Source organism: Paractinoplanes globisporus DSM 43857, from assembly GCF_000379645.1.
GTDB classification, from domain to species: domain Bacteria; phylum Actinomycetota; class Actinomycetes; order Mycobacteriales; family Micromonosporaceae; genus Actinoplanes; species Actinoplanes globisporus.
In genome coordinates this window covers 1,363,965-1,377,128 of the sequence record NZ_KB903294.1, presented here as the reverse complement: position 1 = coordinate 1,377,128, position 13,164 = coordinate 1,363,965, and the positions used below count along the sequence as shown (strand labels likewise).

Annotated in this window: 12 protein-coding genes and 1 pseudogene; 8 read left to right on the top strand and 5 right to left on the bottom strand. The window is 71.6% G+C overall.

Going from position 1 to position 13,164, the window contains the following annotated elements; genetic code table 11:
• Nucleotides 1–5 precede the first annotated feature (5 nt).
• Both A3CQ_RS0106035 and A3CQ_RS0106030 read left to right on the top strand, forming a co-directional pair.
• Nucleotides 6–476: an SUKH-4 family immunity protein gene (locus A3CQ_RS0106035; protein ID WP_020510024.1), complete on the top strand. Its 471-nt coding sequence runs from the start codon at nucleotides 6–8 to the stop codon at nucleotides 474–476.
• Between the two features lie 638 nt (nucleotides 477–1,114).
• Nucleotides 1,115–1,387, top strand: a complete 273-nt coding sequence (locus tag A3CQ_RS0106030) for a hypothetical protein (protein ID WP_020510023.1) — start codon at nucleotides 1,115–1,117, stop codon at nucleotides 1,385–1,387.
• Here the strand turns inward: A3CQ_RS0106030 and A3CQ_RS58795 are convergent.
• Both A3CQ_RS58795 and A3CQ_RS0106025 read right to left on the bottom strand, forming a co-directional pair.
• Nucleotides 1,364–1,663: a type II toxin-antitoxin system HicB family antitoxin gene (locus A3CQ_RS58795; RefSeq protein ID WP_157295359.1), complete on the bottom strand. Its 300-nt coding sequence runs from the start codon at nucleotides 1,661–1,663 to the stop codon at nucleotides 1,364–1,366. The two genes, A3CQ_RS0106030 and A3CQ_RS58795, sit on opposite strands and share 24 nt — an antisense overlap.
• Before the next feature lie 47 nt (nucleotides 1,664–1,710).
• Entirely contained in the window at nucleotides 1,711–4,080 is a 2,370-nt protein-coding gene (locus A3CQ_RS0106025) for an ATP-binding cassette domain-containing protein (protein WP_020510022.1), read from the bottom strand.
• Between the two features lie 91 nt (nucleotides 4,081–4,171).
• On the opposite strand from A3CQ_RS0106025, the gene A3CQ_RS0106020 reads away from it, so the two are divergent.
• The gene (locus A3CQ_RS0106020; RefSeq protein ID WP_020510021.1) at nucleotides 4,172–5,011 is read left to right on the top strand and encodes a hypothetical protein; all 840 of its coding nucleotides are present in this window, start codon (nucleotides 4,172–4,174) and stop codon (nucleotides 5,009–5,011) included.
• 1 nt (nucleotide 5,012) lies between these two features.
• Here A3CQ_RS0106020 and A3CQ_RS0106015 read toward each other — a convergent pair whose 3' ends face one another.
• Nucleotides 5,013–6,161: an NAD(P)/FAD-dependent oxidoreductase gene (locus A3CQ_RS0106015; RefSeq protein WP_026205374.1), complete on the bottom strand. Its 1,149-nt coding sequence runs from the start codon at nucleotides 6,159–6,161 to the stop codon at nucleotides 5,013–5,015.
• Between the two features lie 194 nt (nucleotides 6,162–6,355).
• Here A3CQ_RS0106015 and A3CQ_RS0106010 point away from each other — a divergent pair, with 194 nt between their 5' ends.
• Genes A3CQ_RS0106010 through A3CQ_RS0106000 form a run of 3 tightly spaced genes read left to right on the top strand, consistent with a single transcriptional unit; the run spans nucleotide 6,356 to nucleotide 9,341 of the window.
• The gene (locus tag A3CQ_RS0106010) at nucleotides 6,356–7,381 is read left to right on the top strand and encodes an efflux RND transporter periplasmic adaptor subunit (RefSeq protein WP_157295357.1); all 1,026 of its coding nucleotides are present in this window, start codon (nucleotides 6,356–6,358) and stop codon (nucleotides 7,379–7,381) included.
• On the top strand, nucleotides 7,378–8,067 hold the full coding sequence (locus A3CQ_RS0106005) for an ABC transporter ATP-binding protein (protein WP_020510018.1): 690 nt from the start codon (nucleotides 7,378–7,380) through the stop codon (nucleotides 8,065–8,067). The genes A3CQ_RS0106010 and A3CQ_RS0106005 overlap by 4 nt, the downstream gene beginning before the upstream one ends.
• Nucleotides 8,064–9,341 carry an ABC transporter permease gene (locus tag A3CQ_RS0106000; protein ID WP_020510017.1) on the top strand — a complete coding sequence of 426 codons (1,278 nt, stop codon included), beginning with the start codon at nucleotides 8,064–8,066 and terminating at the stop codon, nucleotides 9,339–9,341. The genes A3CQ_RS0106005 and A3CQ_RS0106000 overlap by 4 nt, the downstream gene beginning before the upstream one ends.
• A gap of 138 nt (nucleotides 9,342–9,479) precedes the next feature.
• Here A3CQ_RS0106000 and A3CQ_RS58790 read toward each other — a convergent pair.
• Both A3CQ_RS58790 and A3CQ_RS0105990 read right to left on the bottom strand, forming a co-directional pair.
• Nucleotides 9,480–10,472 (bottom strand): annotated as a pseudogene (locus A3CQ_RS58790) (S-adenosylmethionine:tRNA ribosyltransferase-isomerase); the annotation flags it as partial.
• A complete protein-coding gene (locus A3CQ_RS0105990; RefSeq protein ID WP_026205372.1) occupies nucleotides 10,469–11,158 on the bottom strand; it encodes an SDR family NAD(P)-dependent oxidoreductase in 690 nt (229 codons plus the stop codon). The gene A3CQ_RS0105990 and the pseudogene A3CQ_RS58790, both read right to left, overlap by 4 nt.
• A gap of 121 nt (nucleotides 11,159–11,279) precedes the next feature.
• Between A3CQ_RS0105990 and A3CQ_RS0105985 the strand changes: the two genes are divergently transcribed.
• Both A3CQ_RS0105985 and A3CQ_RS0105980 read left to right on the top strand, forming a co-directional pair.
• Nucleotides 11,280–12,428 carry a GAF domain-containing sensor histidine kinase gene (locus A3CQ_RS0105985; RefSeq protein ID WP_020510013.1) on the top strand — a complete coding sequence of 383 codons (1,149 nt, stop codon included), beginning with the start codon at nucleotides 11,280–11,282 and terminating at the stop codon, nucleotides 12,426–12,428.
• Complete coding sequence (locus A3CQ_RS0105980) at nucleotides 12,415–13,053, top strand: response regulator (protein WP_040431354.1); 639 nt, start codon at nucleotides 12,415–12,417, stop codon at nucleotides 13,051–13,053. Before A3CQ_RS0105985 ends, A3CQ_RS0105980 begins: the two co-directional genes overlap by 14 nt.
• Nucleotides 13,054–13,164: the final 111 nt, after the last annotated feature.

The following is a 13,164-nucleotide window of genomic DNA, read 5'->3' as shown; positions in this document are numbered from 1 at the left end:
CGCCGGTGTCCCACCACACCTACTCGGCCGAGTACGTGGCGGCCGTCCGCAAGCCGGACGCACGCGAGTTCCTGCTCGACGTCGGCCTGCCGTCCGACCACGTCCTCTTTACGGCGCCCCCGAAGTCCTCAACTTCACCGGAGGAGGTCGACGGCCGCCGGGTCCTGCCGATCGGCACCGGCGACCCGGAAACCGACGACGCCTACGTCGTCGACACGGACACGGGCGAGGTGCTCTACCTCAACCGCATCGACATGTCGCTGAGCCACGTGAGCGCCTCCCCCCGCCAGTTCGACGATCTCCTGCGCGTCTTCGAGTCGGAGACCACCGCGGTCGCCGACGACCCCGAGGATGTCGCCGACCGCATCCGCCTCCAGATCGAGAACATCGACCCGACCGCACTCGACGAGGACCCCGGCTTCTGGGGCGACGTCCTCTTCGACGTGGCCAACGGCGACTACACCGACGACGACTGACCCACCGCCCCGGCGCCGGCCCACCTCAGGCCGGCGCCGCCGGGCCTCCTTCAACGCTCGCGGACCGCACCCGCACCCTCGCCGATCGGGTCCCATCCGAGGTGCCAGTACAGGAAGGCGCTTGTTCGGTCGCGGACAGCAGACCGGTACGCACCCCCCACCCCGGGTGCCCGCGGTGCAAAAGACGTATCCCGTGCCGCGGGTTGTCAGCACTTCACCCAGACGCGAAATCGACTCGGGGTCGAACGCCGACAGCACGTGGCGACTTGCGTCGTCCTGACGGCCCAAATCGATCCGCATACCGCCATCGGTATCCACCGGCGCACGCATGCCGCGCGACGCGCTCCAGCCGTCCGCCCACGCGATCAGTTGCTCGCCGCGCGTCCTGAGGCGTGCCGATCTTGTGGCAACGGTAGGCCGATGCTTGCTTGTGAGGACACGAAGCGCTCGGCCCTAACCGCGTTGCACCGGACGGGCACCCGGTGCTACTCCCTGCTGCTTTGATCCTCAGAACACCAGTAGACCCCCGGGTGAGTACGTCAACAGGATCGCGCAGGTCGATGCTGCCCGCAGCATCAACGATCTTCACGCCCAGGGCCACACCATCCAGTGGGTCATCACGACCCAAGGAGAACCTGATGCGACTGTTCGTCAACCTGCCCGGACCGTTCTCCGTCAGCACGAACGCCGATCTCGTCAACGGCGAGAGCGACCTCGACAATTACGACCGCTACAAGCGTGCGGGCGTAGCCCCGAACTTCCCGCTGGGCTGGGCGATCATGCTCGGTATTTTCTTGCTCATGTTGTTCGTTGAGCCAGTCGCGGCGATCTTCTTCCTGTTCATAGGCGGCTGGTATCCCATTTGGCGCATCCTCCGCTGGAACTCACTACGACGTCACGCCAAGCGCTAGACCATCAGAAAACGCCGAGCGCGCGGATGTCCGCGGTGCTGAGACCCAGGCGAGCGTGTGGACGGCTTCGGACATCTCTGCCCGGATTTGCGGCAGGTCGCAGGTCGACGCCGCCGCGCGTCCGGGCTCGTCTTCGATCTGGCCGGTGAGGGCATCGCGGAGGTCGGCCAGCGCTTCCTCCTCGGTGGAGCCTTCGCCGTGGGCGCCGGGGCCAGGACGCGAGCGGGCGCGAGCGCACCACACGCCATCGTCGTCGCGCTCGACGACGACGGTCACGGTGCGGGGCTCTGCCACCCCCGCGACCGTGACGCGACGGCCGGGGACTACGCGCCCACGTACTCGGCGAGGTGTTTGCCGGTCAGGGTGGAGCGGTCGGCTATCAGGTCGGCGGGGGTGCCTTCGAAGACTATGCGGCCGCCGTCGTGGCCGGCGCCGGGGCCCAGGTCGATGATCCAGTCGGCGTGGGCCATGACGGCCTGGTGGTGTTCGATGACGATTACGGACTTGCCGCTGTCGACGATGCGATCCAGCAGGGCGAGCAGGTTTTCCACGTCGGCCAGGTGGAGGCCGGTGGTGGGCTCGTCGAGGACGTAGATGCCGCCCTTCTCGCCCAGGTGGGTGGCCAGCTTGAGGCGCTGGCGCTCGCCGCCGGAGAGGGTGGTCAGGGGCTGGCCCAGGCTCAGATAGCCGAGCCCGACGTCGGCCAGGCGGCTGAGGATGGCGTGGGCGGCGGGGGTGCGGGCGTCGCCCTCGGCGAAGAACGGTGCGGCCTCGCTGACCGGCATGGCCAGGACCTCGCTGATGTCCTTGCCGGCCAGCTTGTATTCGAGGACGGACGCGTCGAAGCGTTTGCCCTCGCAGACCTCGCAGGTGGTCGCGACGCTGGCCAGGATGCCCAGGTCGGTGTAGATGACGCCGGCGCCGTTGCAGTTGGGGCAGGCGCCCTCGGAGTTCGCGCTGAACAGGGCCGGCTTGACGTTGTTCACCTTGGCGAAGGCCTTGCGGATCGGGTCGAGCAGGCCGGTGTACGTGGCGGGGCTGCTGCGCCTCGAGCCGCGGATGGCGCCCTGGTCCACCGAGACCACGCCGTCCTGGACGGAGACCGAGCCGCGGATCAGGGAGCTCTTGCCGGAGCCGGCTACGCCCGTGACGACCACCAGTACGCCGAGCGGGATGTCGACGTCGACGTTCTGCAGATTGTGGGTGTCGGCACCCCGTACCTCCAAGGCTCCTTGTGCCTTTCGGAGGTCGGCCTTCAGGACCGCGCGGTCGTCGAGGTGGCGGCCGGTCAGGGTGCCGCTGGCGCGCAGGCCCTCGACCGTGCCCTCGAAGACGACCTCGCCGCCCGCGCGGCCGGCGCCCGGGCCCAGGTCGATCACGTGGTCGGCGATCGCGATCGCCTCCGGCTTGTGCTCGACGACCAGGACCGTGTTGCCCTTGTCGCGCAGCTGGAGCAGCAGGTCGTTCATGCGCTGGATGTCGTGCGGGTGCAGGCCGATCGTGGGCTCGTCGAAGACGTACGTGACGTCGGTGAGCGCCGAGCCGAGGTGCCGGATCATCTTGGTGCGCTGGGCCTCGCCGCCGGAGAGCGTGCCCGACGGGCGCTCCAGCGACAGGTAGCCGAGGCCGATCTCGACGAACGAGTCGAGCGTCTTGCGCAGGGCGGTGAGCAGCGGCGCGACGGACGGCTCGTCGAGGCCGCGGACCCAGTCGGCGAGGTCGCTGATCTGCATGGCGCAGCAGTCGGCGATGTTCCGGCCGTTGATCTTCGAGGAGCGGGCCTCCGGGGCCAGCCGGGTGCCGCCGCACTCGGGACAGGTCGTGAAGGTGGCGACCCGCTCGACGAAGGCGCGGACGTGGGGCTGCAGCCCGTCGATGTCCTTCGAGAGCATCGACCTCTGGATCGACGGGACCAGTCCCGCGTACGTCAGATTGATGCCCTCGATTTTGACCTTGGTTGCTTCCTTGTAGAGAAGGTCGTTCAGTTCCCGCTTGGTGTATTTCTTGATCGGCTTGTCGGGGTCGAAGTAGCCGACGCCGCGGAAGATGCGGCCGTGCCAGCCGTCCATCGAGTACCCGGGGATCTTGATGGCGCCCTCGTTGATCGACTTGTCCTCGTCGTAGAGCGCCGCGAGATTGATGTCGTTGACCGAGCCGCGTCCCTCGCAGCGCGGGCACATGCCGCCGAGGATGCTGAAGCTGCGCCGTTCCTTCTGTTTCTGCCCGGCCTTCTCGAAGGTGACCGCGCCGGCGCCGCTGACCGAGGGGACATTGAACGAGTACGCCTGGGGCGAGCCGATGTGCGGTCGGCCGAGGCGCGAGAAGAGGATGCGCAGCATCGCGTTGGCGTCGGTGGCGGTGCCGACGGTCGAGCGGACGTCGCCGCCCATCCGCTCCTGGTCGACGAGGATCGCGGTGGTCAGGCCGTCGAGCACGTCGACCTCGGGGCGCGCCAGCGTTTGCATGAAGCCCTGGAGGAACGCGCTGTACGTCTCGTTGATCAGCCGTTGCGACTCGGACGCGATCGTGCCGAAGACCAGCGAGCTCTTGCCCGAGCCGGAGACGCCGGTGAACACCGTGAGACGGCGCTTGGGGATCTCGACGCTGACGTCCTTGAGGTTGTTGACCCGCGCGCCGGTCACGCGGATCAGGTCGTGGCTGTCGGCGGCGTGCTGCGCGGCCTTGGGCATCATCTCTCCTCTGGTCGGGCGCTCGGCTCGATCTAACCTAACCAGTCGTAGTCTGTCGGGTGCTTCTCCATTCCTGCTGACCGGAGGGGGCCTCATGAAGACGGCGACGCGCCGGTTCGCCCTCTGGCGGGCCGATCTGGACGACGGGGTCTGTGCCGCCCCGGAGGAGTGCGTGGGCGCTCTTCGGGGTAAAGAGGGCATTCCGGTCGTGCTGGAGCATCGGGAGCGCGGTGTCACCGCCACCCGGCAGGTCTTCGAGGCCGTCCTGCGCGAGGACGTCGAGTGGCAGTTCACCGGCCTCGTCTGGCCGGCCGACCTGCGCCCGGGCGCGCTGGTCACGGTCGCCTGGCAGGCCGGCCGCGACGAGATCATCGTGCGCACCACGGCGTTGGACGAGCCGGTCAGCGTCGACGGGATCAACTACTTCCACGAGTACGACGCGAAGGTCGTCACCCGGGAGTGTGATCCCGGACCGTCGAACCGCGGAAAGGTGCTGCACGCGGTGCGCCGGCTCGGCCGCGTCTTCGATGACGGCAGCGCCGTGCTTCCGGAGGCCGGGCTCGCCGCGCGGATCGGGATGGGCCGGGGCGCCCGCAACGCGTTCCTGCTGCGCAACGCCGTCGACCAGCTGATCCGGGAGGGGTACCTGACCCGGGTCGACGGCAGCGTCGACTCCACCGGCTATCCGTCGTACCCGGCGGTCGACGGCCAGAAGCCGGGCGAGATGCTGTTCTACGCGCCGCTGATCGACTGGATCGACCCCGACGACGAGGAGTCCGGCGAGCGGCGGGATCACCTGGTCAACGGCTTCGTCCGCAAGCTGCCGCCGGGCGCGCACGCCTCGGAGAAGCAGGTCACCCTGCACGAGCAGGTCGACGGCGGGTCACTCGAGCCGGGCTACACATACGTCAAGAAGCACCACCGAGGCACGTGACTCAGTCCAGCGTCCACTCGTGACCGAACCAGCGGCGGATCCGGTCGATGCCGAAGGCGGTCTTGTCGGCGGCCAGCTCCGGTGACGGGCCCTCGAGGTCGCCGACCGGGGGCTTGCCGGCGAGGAACGTGACCCCGACCCTCGCGACCTCGTCGTGGCCGAACTCCAGATAGCAGATGCCGTGGCCGTCGTACAGGGCCTCGGGGTCCTGTCCCTTGATCGTGGCGATGATGCGGGCCGCGGCCACGGCCGCCTGACCCTCGGCGAAGACCCCGGCCTTCGGCGTCCCGACGCTGGTCACGTCGCCCACCGCGTACACCTGGGGGAATGAGGTTTCGAGGGTCAGGGAGTTGACCGGGACCCAGCCGTCGACCGCGAGGCCGGAATCGGCGACCACTTGCGGGGCCCGGTGTTGCGGCACGCCGAGGAACAGGTCGTAGGGGAGCTCGCTGCCGTCGCCGAGCAGGGCGACGCGACGGTCGGGGTCGAGCTCGCGCACCAGCCGCTCCGGGTGCCAGGTGATGCCGCGCTCCTTGAACGCCGCCAGCACCGCCTCCGAGGCCTTGGGCGACGGCGGGATCGGCGTGCCGAGGGGCATGACCAGGGAGATCTCCGAGCGGTCGCGCAGGCCGCGATCCAGCAGGAATTCGTGTACGAGCAGGGCGGTCTCGCTCGGGGCGGGCGGGCACTTGAACGGGGTCGAGGTGACCGCGACGACGACCTTGCCACCCTCGAACTTGTCGAGGACGTCACGGGCCCGGACCGCGCCGGCGACGGTGTAGAACTCGTTGCCGCCCTCGACCAGGCCGGGCGTCGCCTCGGGGTGCAGGTCGGCGCCGAGCGCCACCACGAGGATGTCGGCGTCGAACGGGCCGCGGGTCGTCTCGACGTGCCGGGCCGCCGGGTCGATCGAGGTGACGGCTGCGTTGATGAACCGGACGCTCGGGCTGACCATCGCCGCGTACCGGTGCAGCACCTGCTCGGGCCGTCGCCGGCCGAACATGACGTCCAGTTTCGAGAACCCGAAGACGAAGCCCTCGGCCTGGTCGATGAGGGTCAGCTCGACGCCGGTGCCGCACCGGCCGGCCACCTCCGTCGCCAGCTCGAGCCCGCCGAAACCCGCACCCAGCACCACCACGCGCGTCGTCACCGCAGGAGCGTACGCCCGCCCTGGCCTGCGCCGATGAACGATTGCCGGAAGGGAGGGTGTCGCCTCACACGGACGGTGACCGCATCTCGACCCAGCGGTGGATGCGCGACGGGGCTTGCGTGATCGAGGTAACCTCTCGGGCCGCGGGGCCGATCGGCGATCATCGCTGGCTCCCGAGACGCCAGGAGGATCCGTTGCAGAGACGCAGCCTTGCCCGCGTGGGCGTGGTGGCGGTGGCCGGGGTGCTGGTGGGCGGGTGTACGTCGGCGGCCGAGAAGTCGCAGACCCCGGAGCTCGAGGCGCGCGGCACCGTGCTGACCACGGTGAAGCCGGCGCGGCAGGACCTGACCAACCAGATCAGCCTCAGCGGCAAGGTGGAGATCGACCCGGTGTTCGGGATCGTGGCCCCCGTCGGTGGCGAGATCCGCTACCTGAACAAGCAACCGTCGAAGACGCCGGCCACCCGCCCGATGTGGGTGGCGTCGGTGTGGAACGACGGCGTGCCCCGCCGGGTGGAGATCCCCAAGGACTCGACGTTCGCCGGGCGGCTGATGGAGGACCGGGCGGACGTCACGGCCGGCATGCCGGTGGTCTCGGCCAAGCACTCCGGGTACGGCATCGTCGCCGAGATCGACAGCGCCCAGGCGTACCGGGTCTCCGGCTCCGTGCAGACCGTCCGCGGGCAGATCAAGAACGGGCCGGGGCCGTTCCCGTGCACGGCGCTCGGCACGATCGCGGCGCTCCCGGCCGGGACGATCCCGGAGCCGCCTCCGCCGTCGGCCGATCCGACGCCGCAGCTGTCCGGGGCGGTGCCGCCTCAAGCCGTGGTCAAAGACCCGTCGCTCGGCGGCGGTTCGTCGGACTCTTCGGGCTCGTCGGGTTCCGACGCGACCGGGATGCGCCTGGTGTGCACGCCGCCCGAGGAGATCAAGCTGATCAACGGCGCCGCGGTGACGCTCGACGTGGTCACGGCCAAGGCCTCGCACGTGCTGGTGCTGCCGGTCGAGGCGGTCGCCGGTGTGCAGGGGCACGGCAAGGTGGACGTGGTCGGACCGGATCGCACGCGCAAGACGGTCGACGTGACGCTCGGCATCACCGACGGCAAGGTCGTGGAGATCCGCAAGGGGCTGCGCGGTGACGAGACGATCGCCGTGCCCGGGCCGGACCTGCCGACGGCCGCCCCGAACCCCGATCAGGGCGGTTCGGGGGCGCCCGGATGAGCGAGCCGCTGATCGAGCTGACCGGCATCACGAAGGTGCTCAAGGGGCAGAGCGAGCCGCGCACGATCCTCGACGGGGTCGATCTCACCGTGCGCGAGGGGGAGAGCGTCGCGGTCGTGGGCCGCTCCGGCTCGGGCAAGAGCACGCTGCTGAGCGTGGTCGGCCTCTTCGACCGGCCGGACGCGGGCCGGTATCTGCTGGCCGGCCAGGACATCAGCCGGCTGCGGGAGCGGCGGGCCGCCAAGCTGCGCAGTTCCCACTTCGGCTTCGTCTTCCAGCGGTTCTTCCTGCTCAAGCACCTGACCGCGGCCCAGAACGTGGCGATGGCACTGGTCAACGGCCAGGGCTGGCCCCGGCGGGAACGCCGCCGGCGGGTGCTCGCGGCCCTCGACCAGGTCGGCATCGCCCACCTCGCGAAGAACCGGCCGGCCAAGATGTCGGGCGGGGAGCAGCAGCGGGTGGCGATCGCGCGTGCCCTCGTCCGGAATCCGCGGGTGTTGCTGGCCGACGAGCCGACCGGGGCCCTGGACACCGAGACGGGAACGCTCGTGATCGACGCACTGCTCGGGGCGACCGAGAACGGCTGCGGCCTGATCCTCGTCACCCACGACCGTGACCACGCCGCGCGGATGGGCCGGATCCTCGACCTCGCCGACGGCGTGCTGACCGAGCGGGTGCCGGCATGATGCGCCTCTCCGGCCGGCTGCGGTCGTCGCTGATCATCGGCCTGCAGGGGATCCGCGCCCGGAAGCTGCGCACGCTGCTGTCGATGGTGAGCCTCTTCCTCGGCGTGCTCGCGGTCGTCGTGGTGCAGGCGGGAGCCAGCATCGCCGAGCGCGCGCTGATGTCGGACCTGGAGCTCACCAACGGCATCGACGGCACCCGGGTCCTGGACATGCCGCCGAACCCGCAGGCCGCCGACATCGTGGTCAGCACGATCGCCGGCCGCTCGGACGCGGTGGCCTCGATGGCCGCGTCGGCGATCATCGGCGAGCCCGGGGTGCAGCCGGTCAACCCCGGCGGCTCCCCGATGGACGAGAACTGGGGATCCTCGTCGATCTGCTACCCCGACGGGCACTGCGAGGAGCAGGGCGGGCCCAAGGGCGAGGCGGTCGAGCTGCGGCTCACGGCGCTGACCGGGGACATCCGGGCGTTCCGGCCGTTCCGCCTGCAGTCCGGGCGGTGGCTGGACTTCACCACGATGCCCGCGCTGGCGCCGCGGCTGGTGCTCAACCGCGAGGCGGCGAAGGGCTTCGAGGAGCATCACGTGCCGGCCGAGATGCGTGTGGGCGGCGCCGTCCACGACGTCACGCCGCAGTTCATCGGGGTGGTCGACGACGGCGATCCGCAGCCGCGCGCGTACGTGCGGGTGGACGAGCTGGCGAACTGGCTGCCGCCCGGCGGGCTCGCCGACCCGAACACGGGCGGCGAGATGCGGGTGATGCTGGCGCCGTCGACGCCGGCCGAACGGGTGCTGACCGCGAAGCTGCGCGGGGCTGGCGTCGAGACGTACCTGTCCACGGTGGATTCCCGCAAGGAGCGCGGGAAAGAGCTGTCGCTCATGCGCCTGATCTTCTTCTCGATGGCCGGGCTGGTGCTCCTGATCGGCGTGGCCGGCATCCTCAACGTCGGCCTCGCCACGGTCGGCGAGCGCGTCGAGGAGTTCGCCCTGCGCCGCGCGGTCGGCACACCCCGCTCGCTGCTGGCCGGGATCGTGCTCGCCGAGACCCTGCTGACCGGCCTGCTCACGGCGGCCGCGGCCATCGCGGCGAGCGCGGCCGCGTTGAAGGTGGTCTCGACGCTGCTCGGCGACTCACAGCCCCTCCTCCACGACGTGCAGTTCCCCTGGGAGGCCGGGGTGGCCGGCATCATCGCGGGTCTCGTGGCCGGCATTCTCGGCGGTTTCGTCCCGGCCCTGCGCGCCGCCGGCATCCCCATCGCGACGGTCATGCGCGCCTGAGCGGCGGTCGTGCGCGCCGTGGCGGCCGTGCGCGCCCGGCGGCTCGTCGATGCGCCGCACGGCCTCGGGCTCGTCGGTGCGTCGCACCGCCTCGGGCGGGAGGTCGCCGTGCCGGGGCTCGGCGAGCAGGAGGTGCACGTCGCCGAACTCGTGCCACAGGTAGCGGCCGCGCAGGGCCTCGGCGTAGGCGGCGCGCAACGCCTGCTCGCCGGCGATGGCCGTCAGCATGCGCAGGTGCGAGGCGCGCGGCTCGTGCAGGCCGGTGAGCATGCCGTCGACCACCCGGATGCGGTGCTCGGGACCGATCACCAGGTCGGTCCAGCCGCTCGCGGCCGCGCCCGCCGTCGACTCCAGCGCGCGCACCACCGTGGTGCCGACCGCGATGACCCGGCCCCCGGCCCGGTGCACGTGCCGGATCAGCTCGGCGGTGGCCGGCGGGATCTCGAACCATTCCGGGTACGGCGGCTCGTCGACCTCGGCCGACGCGACCCCCGTGTGCAGCGTGACCGGCGCGACCAGCACGCCCCGGCCGGCCAGCTCGGCCAGCACCCTGCCGGTCAGCGGGCGCCCGGCGCTGGGCATCTCGGCGCTTCCCGGCCTGGTCGCGTACGCGTTCTGGTAGGTCTCGAGAGGCCAGTCACGGTCGGTGTACGAGTACCGGATCGGGCGGCCGTGCCGGATCAGGTAGTCGACCATCGGGCCGGGCACCTCGGCGTCGGCCACCCACAGGCGGTCGGTGAACGGCTCCCGCAGCGTCAGCGTGCCCTCCGGGATCGCCACCTGTCGGGGCATCGGGCCGTCGAAGGGTGTCGTCGCGCCCTCGGCCGGTGTCGTCTTGCTCTCGGCCGCGCGGCGCAGTTCGACCAGCCAGCTGCCGTCGGCTCGCTCGTTCGAGACGTGGACGACCAGGCCCGGGCCGGCGTCGAGGGCGGCCGGGAGGGTCGCCGAGTTGTTCACGACGAGCAGGTCGCCCGGGGCGAGCAGGCGCGGCAGCTCGCGGAAGCGGTGGTGGGTCACCGTGGTGCCCTGGCTCACCAGCAGGCGGACGTCATCGCGCCGCCGCCCGTGCGCCTCGGCCGGCTCCCGCGCCTCCAGATCGCCGGGCAGGTGGAAATCGAGGGTGGCGGTCATCGCAGCGCCGCCGCGACGTAGCGGCCGGACTCGGGACGGTCGCGCAGCAGCCCCAGCAGGCGCGGCACGACGGTCTCGGGCAGCGGCCGGTCGGAGATGTCCTCGCCCGGGAACGCCTCCTGCTGCAGCCGGGTGCGCAGGTCACCCGGGTCGACCGCCCAGACCCGCAGGGCCGGCTCCTCTTTCGCCAGCACGGCGCTCGCGTGGTCGAGGGCGGCTTTCGCCGCGCCATAACCTCCCCATCCCTCGTACGCCTCGACGGCGGCGTCGGAGCTCACGTTGAGCACGGTGCCGGAGGTGGAGCGGCGCAGCTGGGGGAGAAGGAGCTGGGTGAGCGCGATCGGGGCCAGCACGTTGACTTCGAACGTGTCGAGCAGCGCGGGAAGAGGAAAGGTCCCCAGCGCCGGCGGCGGGCTGCCGCCCAGCGTGGACGCGTTGTTGACCAGCAGGTCGGCGCCGCCGAGCCGATCGGCCGCGGCCGCGAGCTCGGCCCGGTGGTCGTCGTCGACCACGTCGCCGGGGAGCGCGACCACCTTGGTGAGGCGGCTCAGGCCGGCGGCCGCGGCCTCGAGATCGGGCTCGGTGCGGGCGTCGATCACGAGCTGCCAGCCGTCGCGGGCGAGCCCCTCGGCCAGGGCCAGACCCAGGCCACGCGAGGCTCCGGTAATCACAGCTGTCTTTGTCATGTCTCGACCCTCCTGCTTCGGCGCGGCGACCGTATCGGGCCCGAGACAAGTTCCGGATCGGTCCATAGTCCTAGTTCTTCCGGCCGAGGCCGACCCGAACTCCGGTGGCTATCGTGGGCCCGTGACCACCCGCGACGAGCTCCGCACAGCACGGCGTCTCTCCGAGGCCGTGCTGGCCGTCAGCGATCAGCTCACCGTTCCCGAGGTGCTGCAGACGATCGTCGACACCGCTCGCGAGCTGGCCGGCGCCGATTACGCGGCGCTCGGCGTCCCCGACGACGACGGCTCGTTCGCCGAGTTCGTGGTGTCCGGCGTCAGCGACGAGACGCGGGCCGCGATCGGCCCGCTGCCCCGCCAGCACGGCTTCCTCGCGGTGATGCTGCGCGAGCCGCAGGCCCAGCGGGTCGACGACATCCGGGCCGACCCGCGCTTCGGCTGGTGGCCCCAGGCGCATCCCGTGCTCGCCGCCTTCCTCGGCGTGCCGATCGTCAGCGGCGACGAGATTCTGGGTGCTCTCTACCTGGCGAACAAGCCCGGTGGCTTCACCGACGCCGACGAGGAACTGGTCGGCGTGCTGGCCGCGCACGCCGCGATCGCCCTGACCCATGCCCGGCTGTACGCGCGCAATCGCGAGCTGACCATCGCCGAGGAACGCGCCCGCATCGCCCACGACCTGCACGACGCGGTCGCTCAGCGGCTGTTCGGCCTGCGCCTGACCGTGCAGGCGGCCGACCTCCTGCTCGACCGCGACCCGGCCGCGGCCCGCGAGCGTCTGGCCGAGGTCTCCACGCTGGCGAGGGAGGCCGCCGAGGAACTGCACGCGGCCGTGCTCGAGCTGCGCCCCGCCCAGCTCGCGGAGGACGGCCTCCCGTCGGTCCTGCGCAAACAGGTGCAGGTGCTCGACCGGGCGTACGGCGGCGGCGCCGGCCCCCGGCTGCGCTACACGGAGGTCGATCCGCCCGTCCTCCCGGTCGCCCAGCAGACGGTGGTGCTGCGCGTCGCCCAGGAGGCACTGCACAACGCCGTCCGTCACGCCAAGGCCCACAACATCGCGGTGAGCCTGACCCGGCAGGGCGAGACGGGCGCGGTGCTCGAGGTGACCGACGACGGCGCCGGCTTCGACATCTCGGCGGTCCTGCGCGCGGGCCGCAGCCTGGGCCTGCGCTCCCTGCGCGACCGCGCCTGCTCGGTCCACGGCTCGGCAACCGTGCGCTCCACCCCCGGCACCGGCACGGTGGTTCGCTTGGAGGTGCCCGGTGACACGGCCTGATCCGCCGCCCGGGCCGATCCGGGTGCTGATCGTCGACGACCATCCGGCGGTGCGGCGGGGGCTGCGCACGTTTCTGGAGCTGGCGGACGGGCTGGAGGTGGTCGGCGAGGCGGCCGACGGGCCGTCGGCGCTGGAGATGGTCGCCGCGAGCGAGCCCGACGTGGTGCTGCTCGACATGATGCTGCCCGAGATGGACGGCGTGGAGGTGCTGCACGAGCTGCGGCATCGTTCGCCCGAGTGCCGGGTGCTGGTGGTCACCAGCTTCCCCGACCGCATGCCGGCCGCGATCCGGGCCGGGGCGCGGGGCTACCTGTCGAAGGACGTCGACCCGGGAGCACTGGTGGCGGCGGTGCGTTCGGTGGCGGCCGGGCACCTGTTGCTCGAGCCGGCGGCGGCCGCCGTGCTGATGGCCGCGCCGTCCGAGGGGTCGACGCTGACCGCGCGCGAGCGTGACGTGCTTCTGCTGCTGGCCGAGGGCCGCTCCAACCGCGAGATCGCCCGGGCGCTGGCCGTCGCCGAGAAGACGGTCAAGACCCACGTGTCGAGCATCCTGCTCAAGCTCGGCCTCGCCGACCGCACCCAGGCCGCCGTCTACGCCGTCCGCACCGGCCTCACCGACCACTGACGGCTGACCGCTTGCCCGCCGCAGGCCCCGCAGACGTCGATCGGGCGTGAGGTGGCGCGCGCACAGGCGGTGGGCGCGCGGGCGGCGGGCGCGCGGGCGGCGGGCGGTGGG

Bases quoted from the DNA above. Each gene is read 5' to 3' on its own strand.
- A3CQ_RS0106030 (WP_020510023.1), top strand. From the start codon at position 1,115: ATGCGACTGTTCGTCAACCTGCCCGGACCGTTCTCCGTCAGCACGAAC.
- A3CQ_RS0106025 (WP_020510022.1), bottom strand. From the start codon at position 4,080: ATGATGCCCAAGGCCGCGCAGCACGCCGCCGACAGCCACGACCTGATC.
- A3CQ_RS0106020 (WP_020510021.1), top strand. From the start codon at position 4,172: ATGAAGACGGCGACGCGCCGGTTCGCCCTCTGGCGGGCCGATCTGGAC.
- A3CQ_RS0106005 (WP_020510018.1), top strand. From the start codon at position 7,378: ATGAGCGAGCCGCTGATCGAGCTGACCGGCATCACGAAGGTGCTCAAG.
- A3CQ_RS0106000 (WP_020510017.1), top strand. From the start codon at position 8,064: ATGATGCGCCTCTCCGGCCGGCTGCGGTCGTCGCTGATCATCGGCCTG.
- A3CQ_RS0105990 (WP_026205372.1), bottom strand. From the start codon at position 11,158: ATGACAAAGACAGCTGTGATTACCGGAGCCTCGCGTGGCCTGGGTCTG.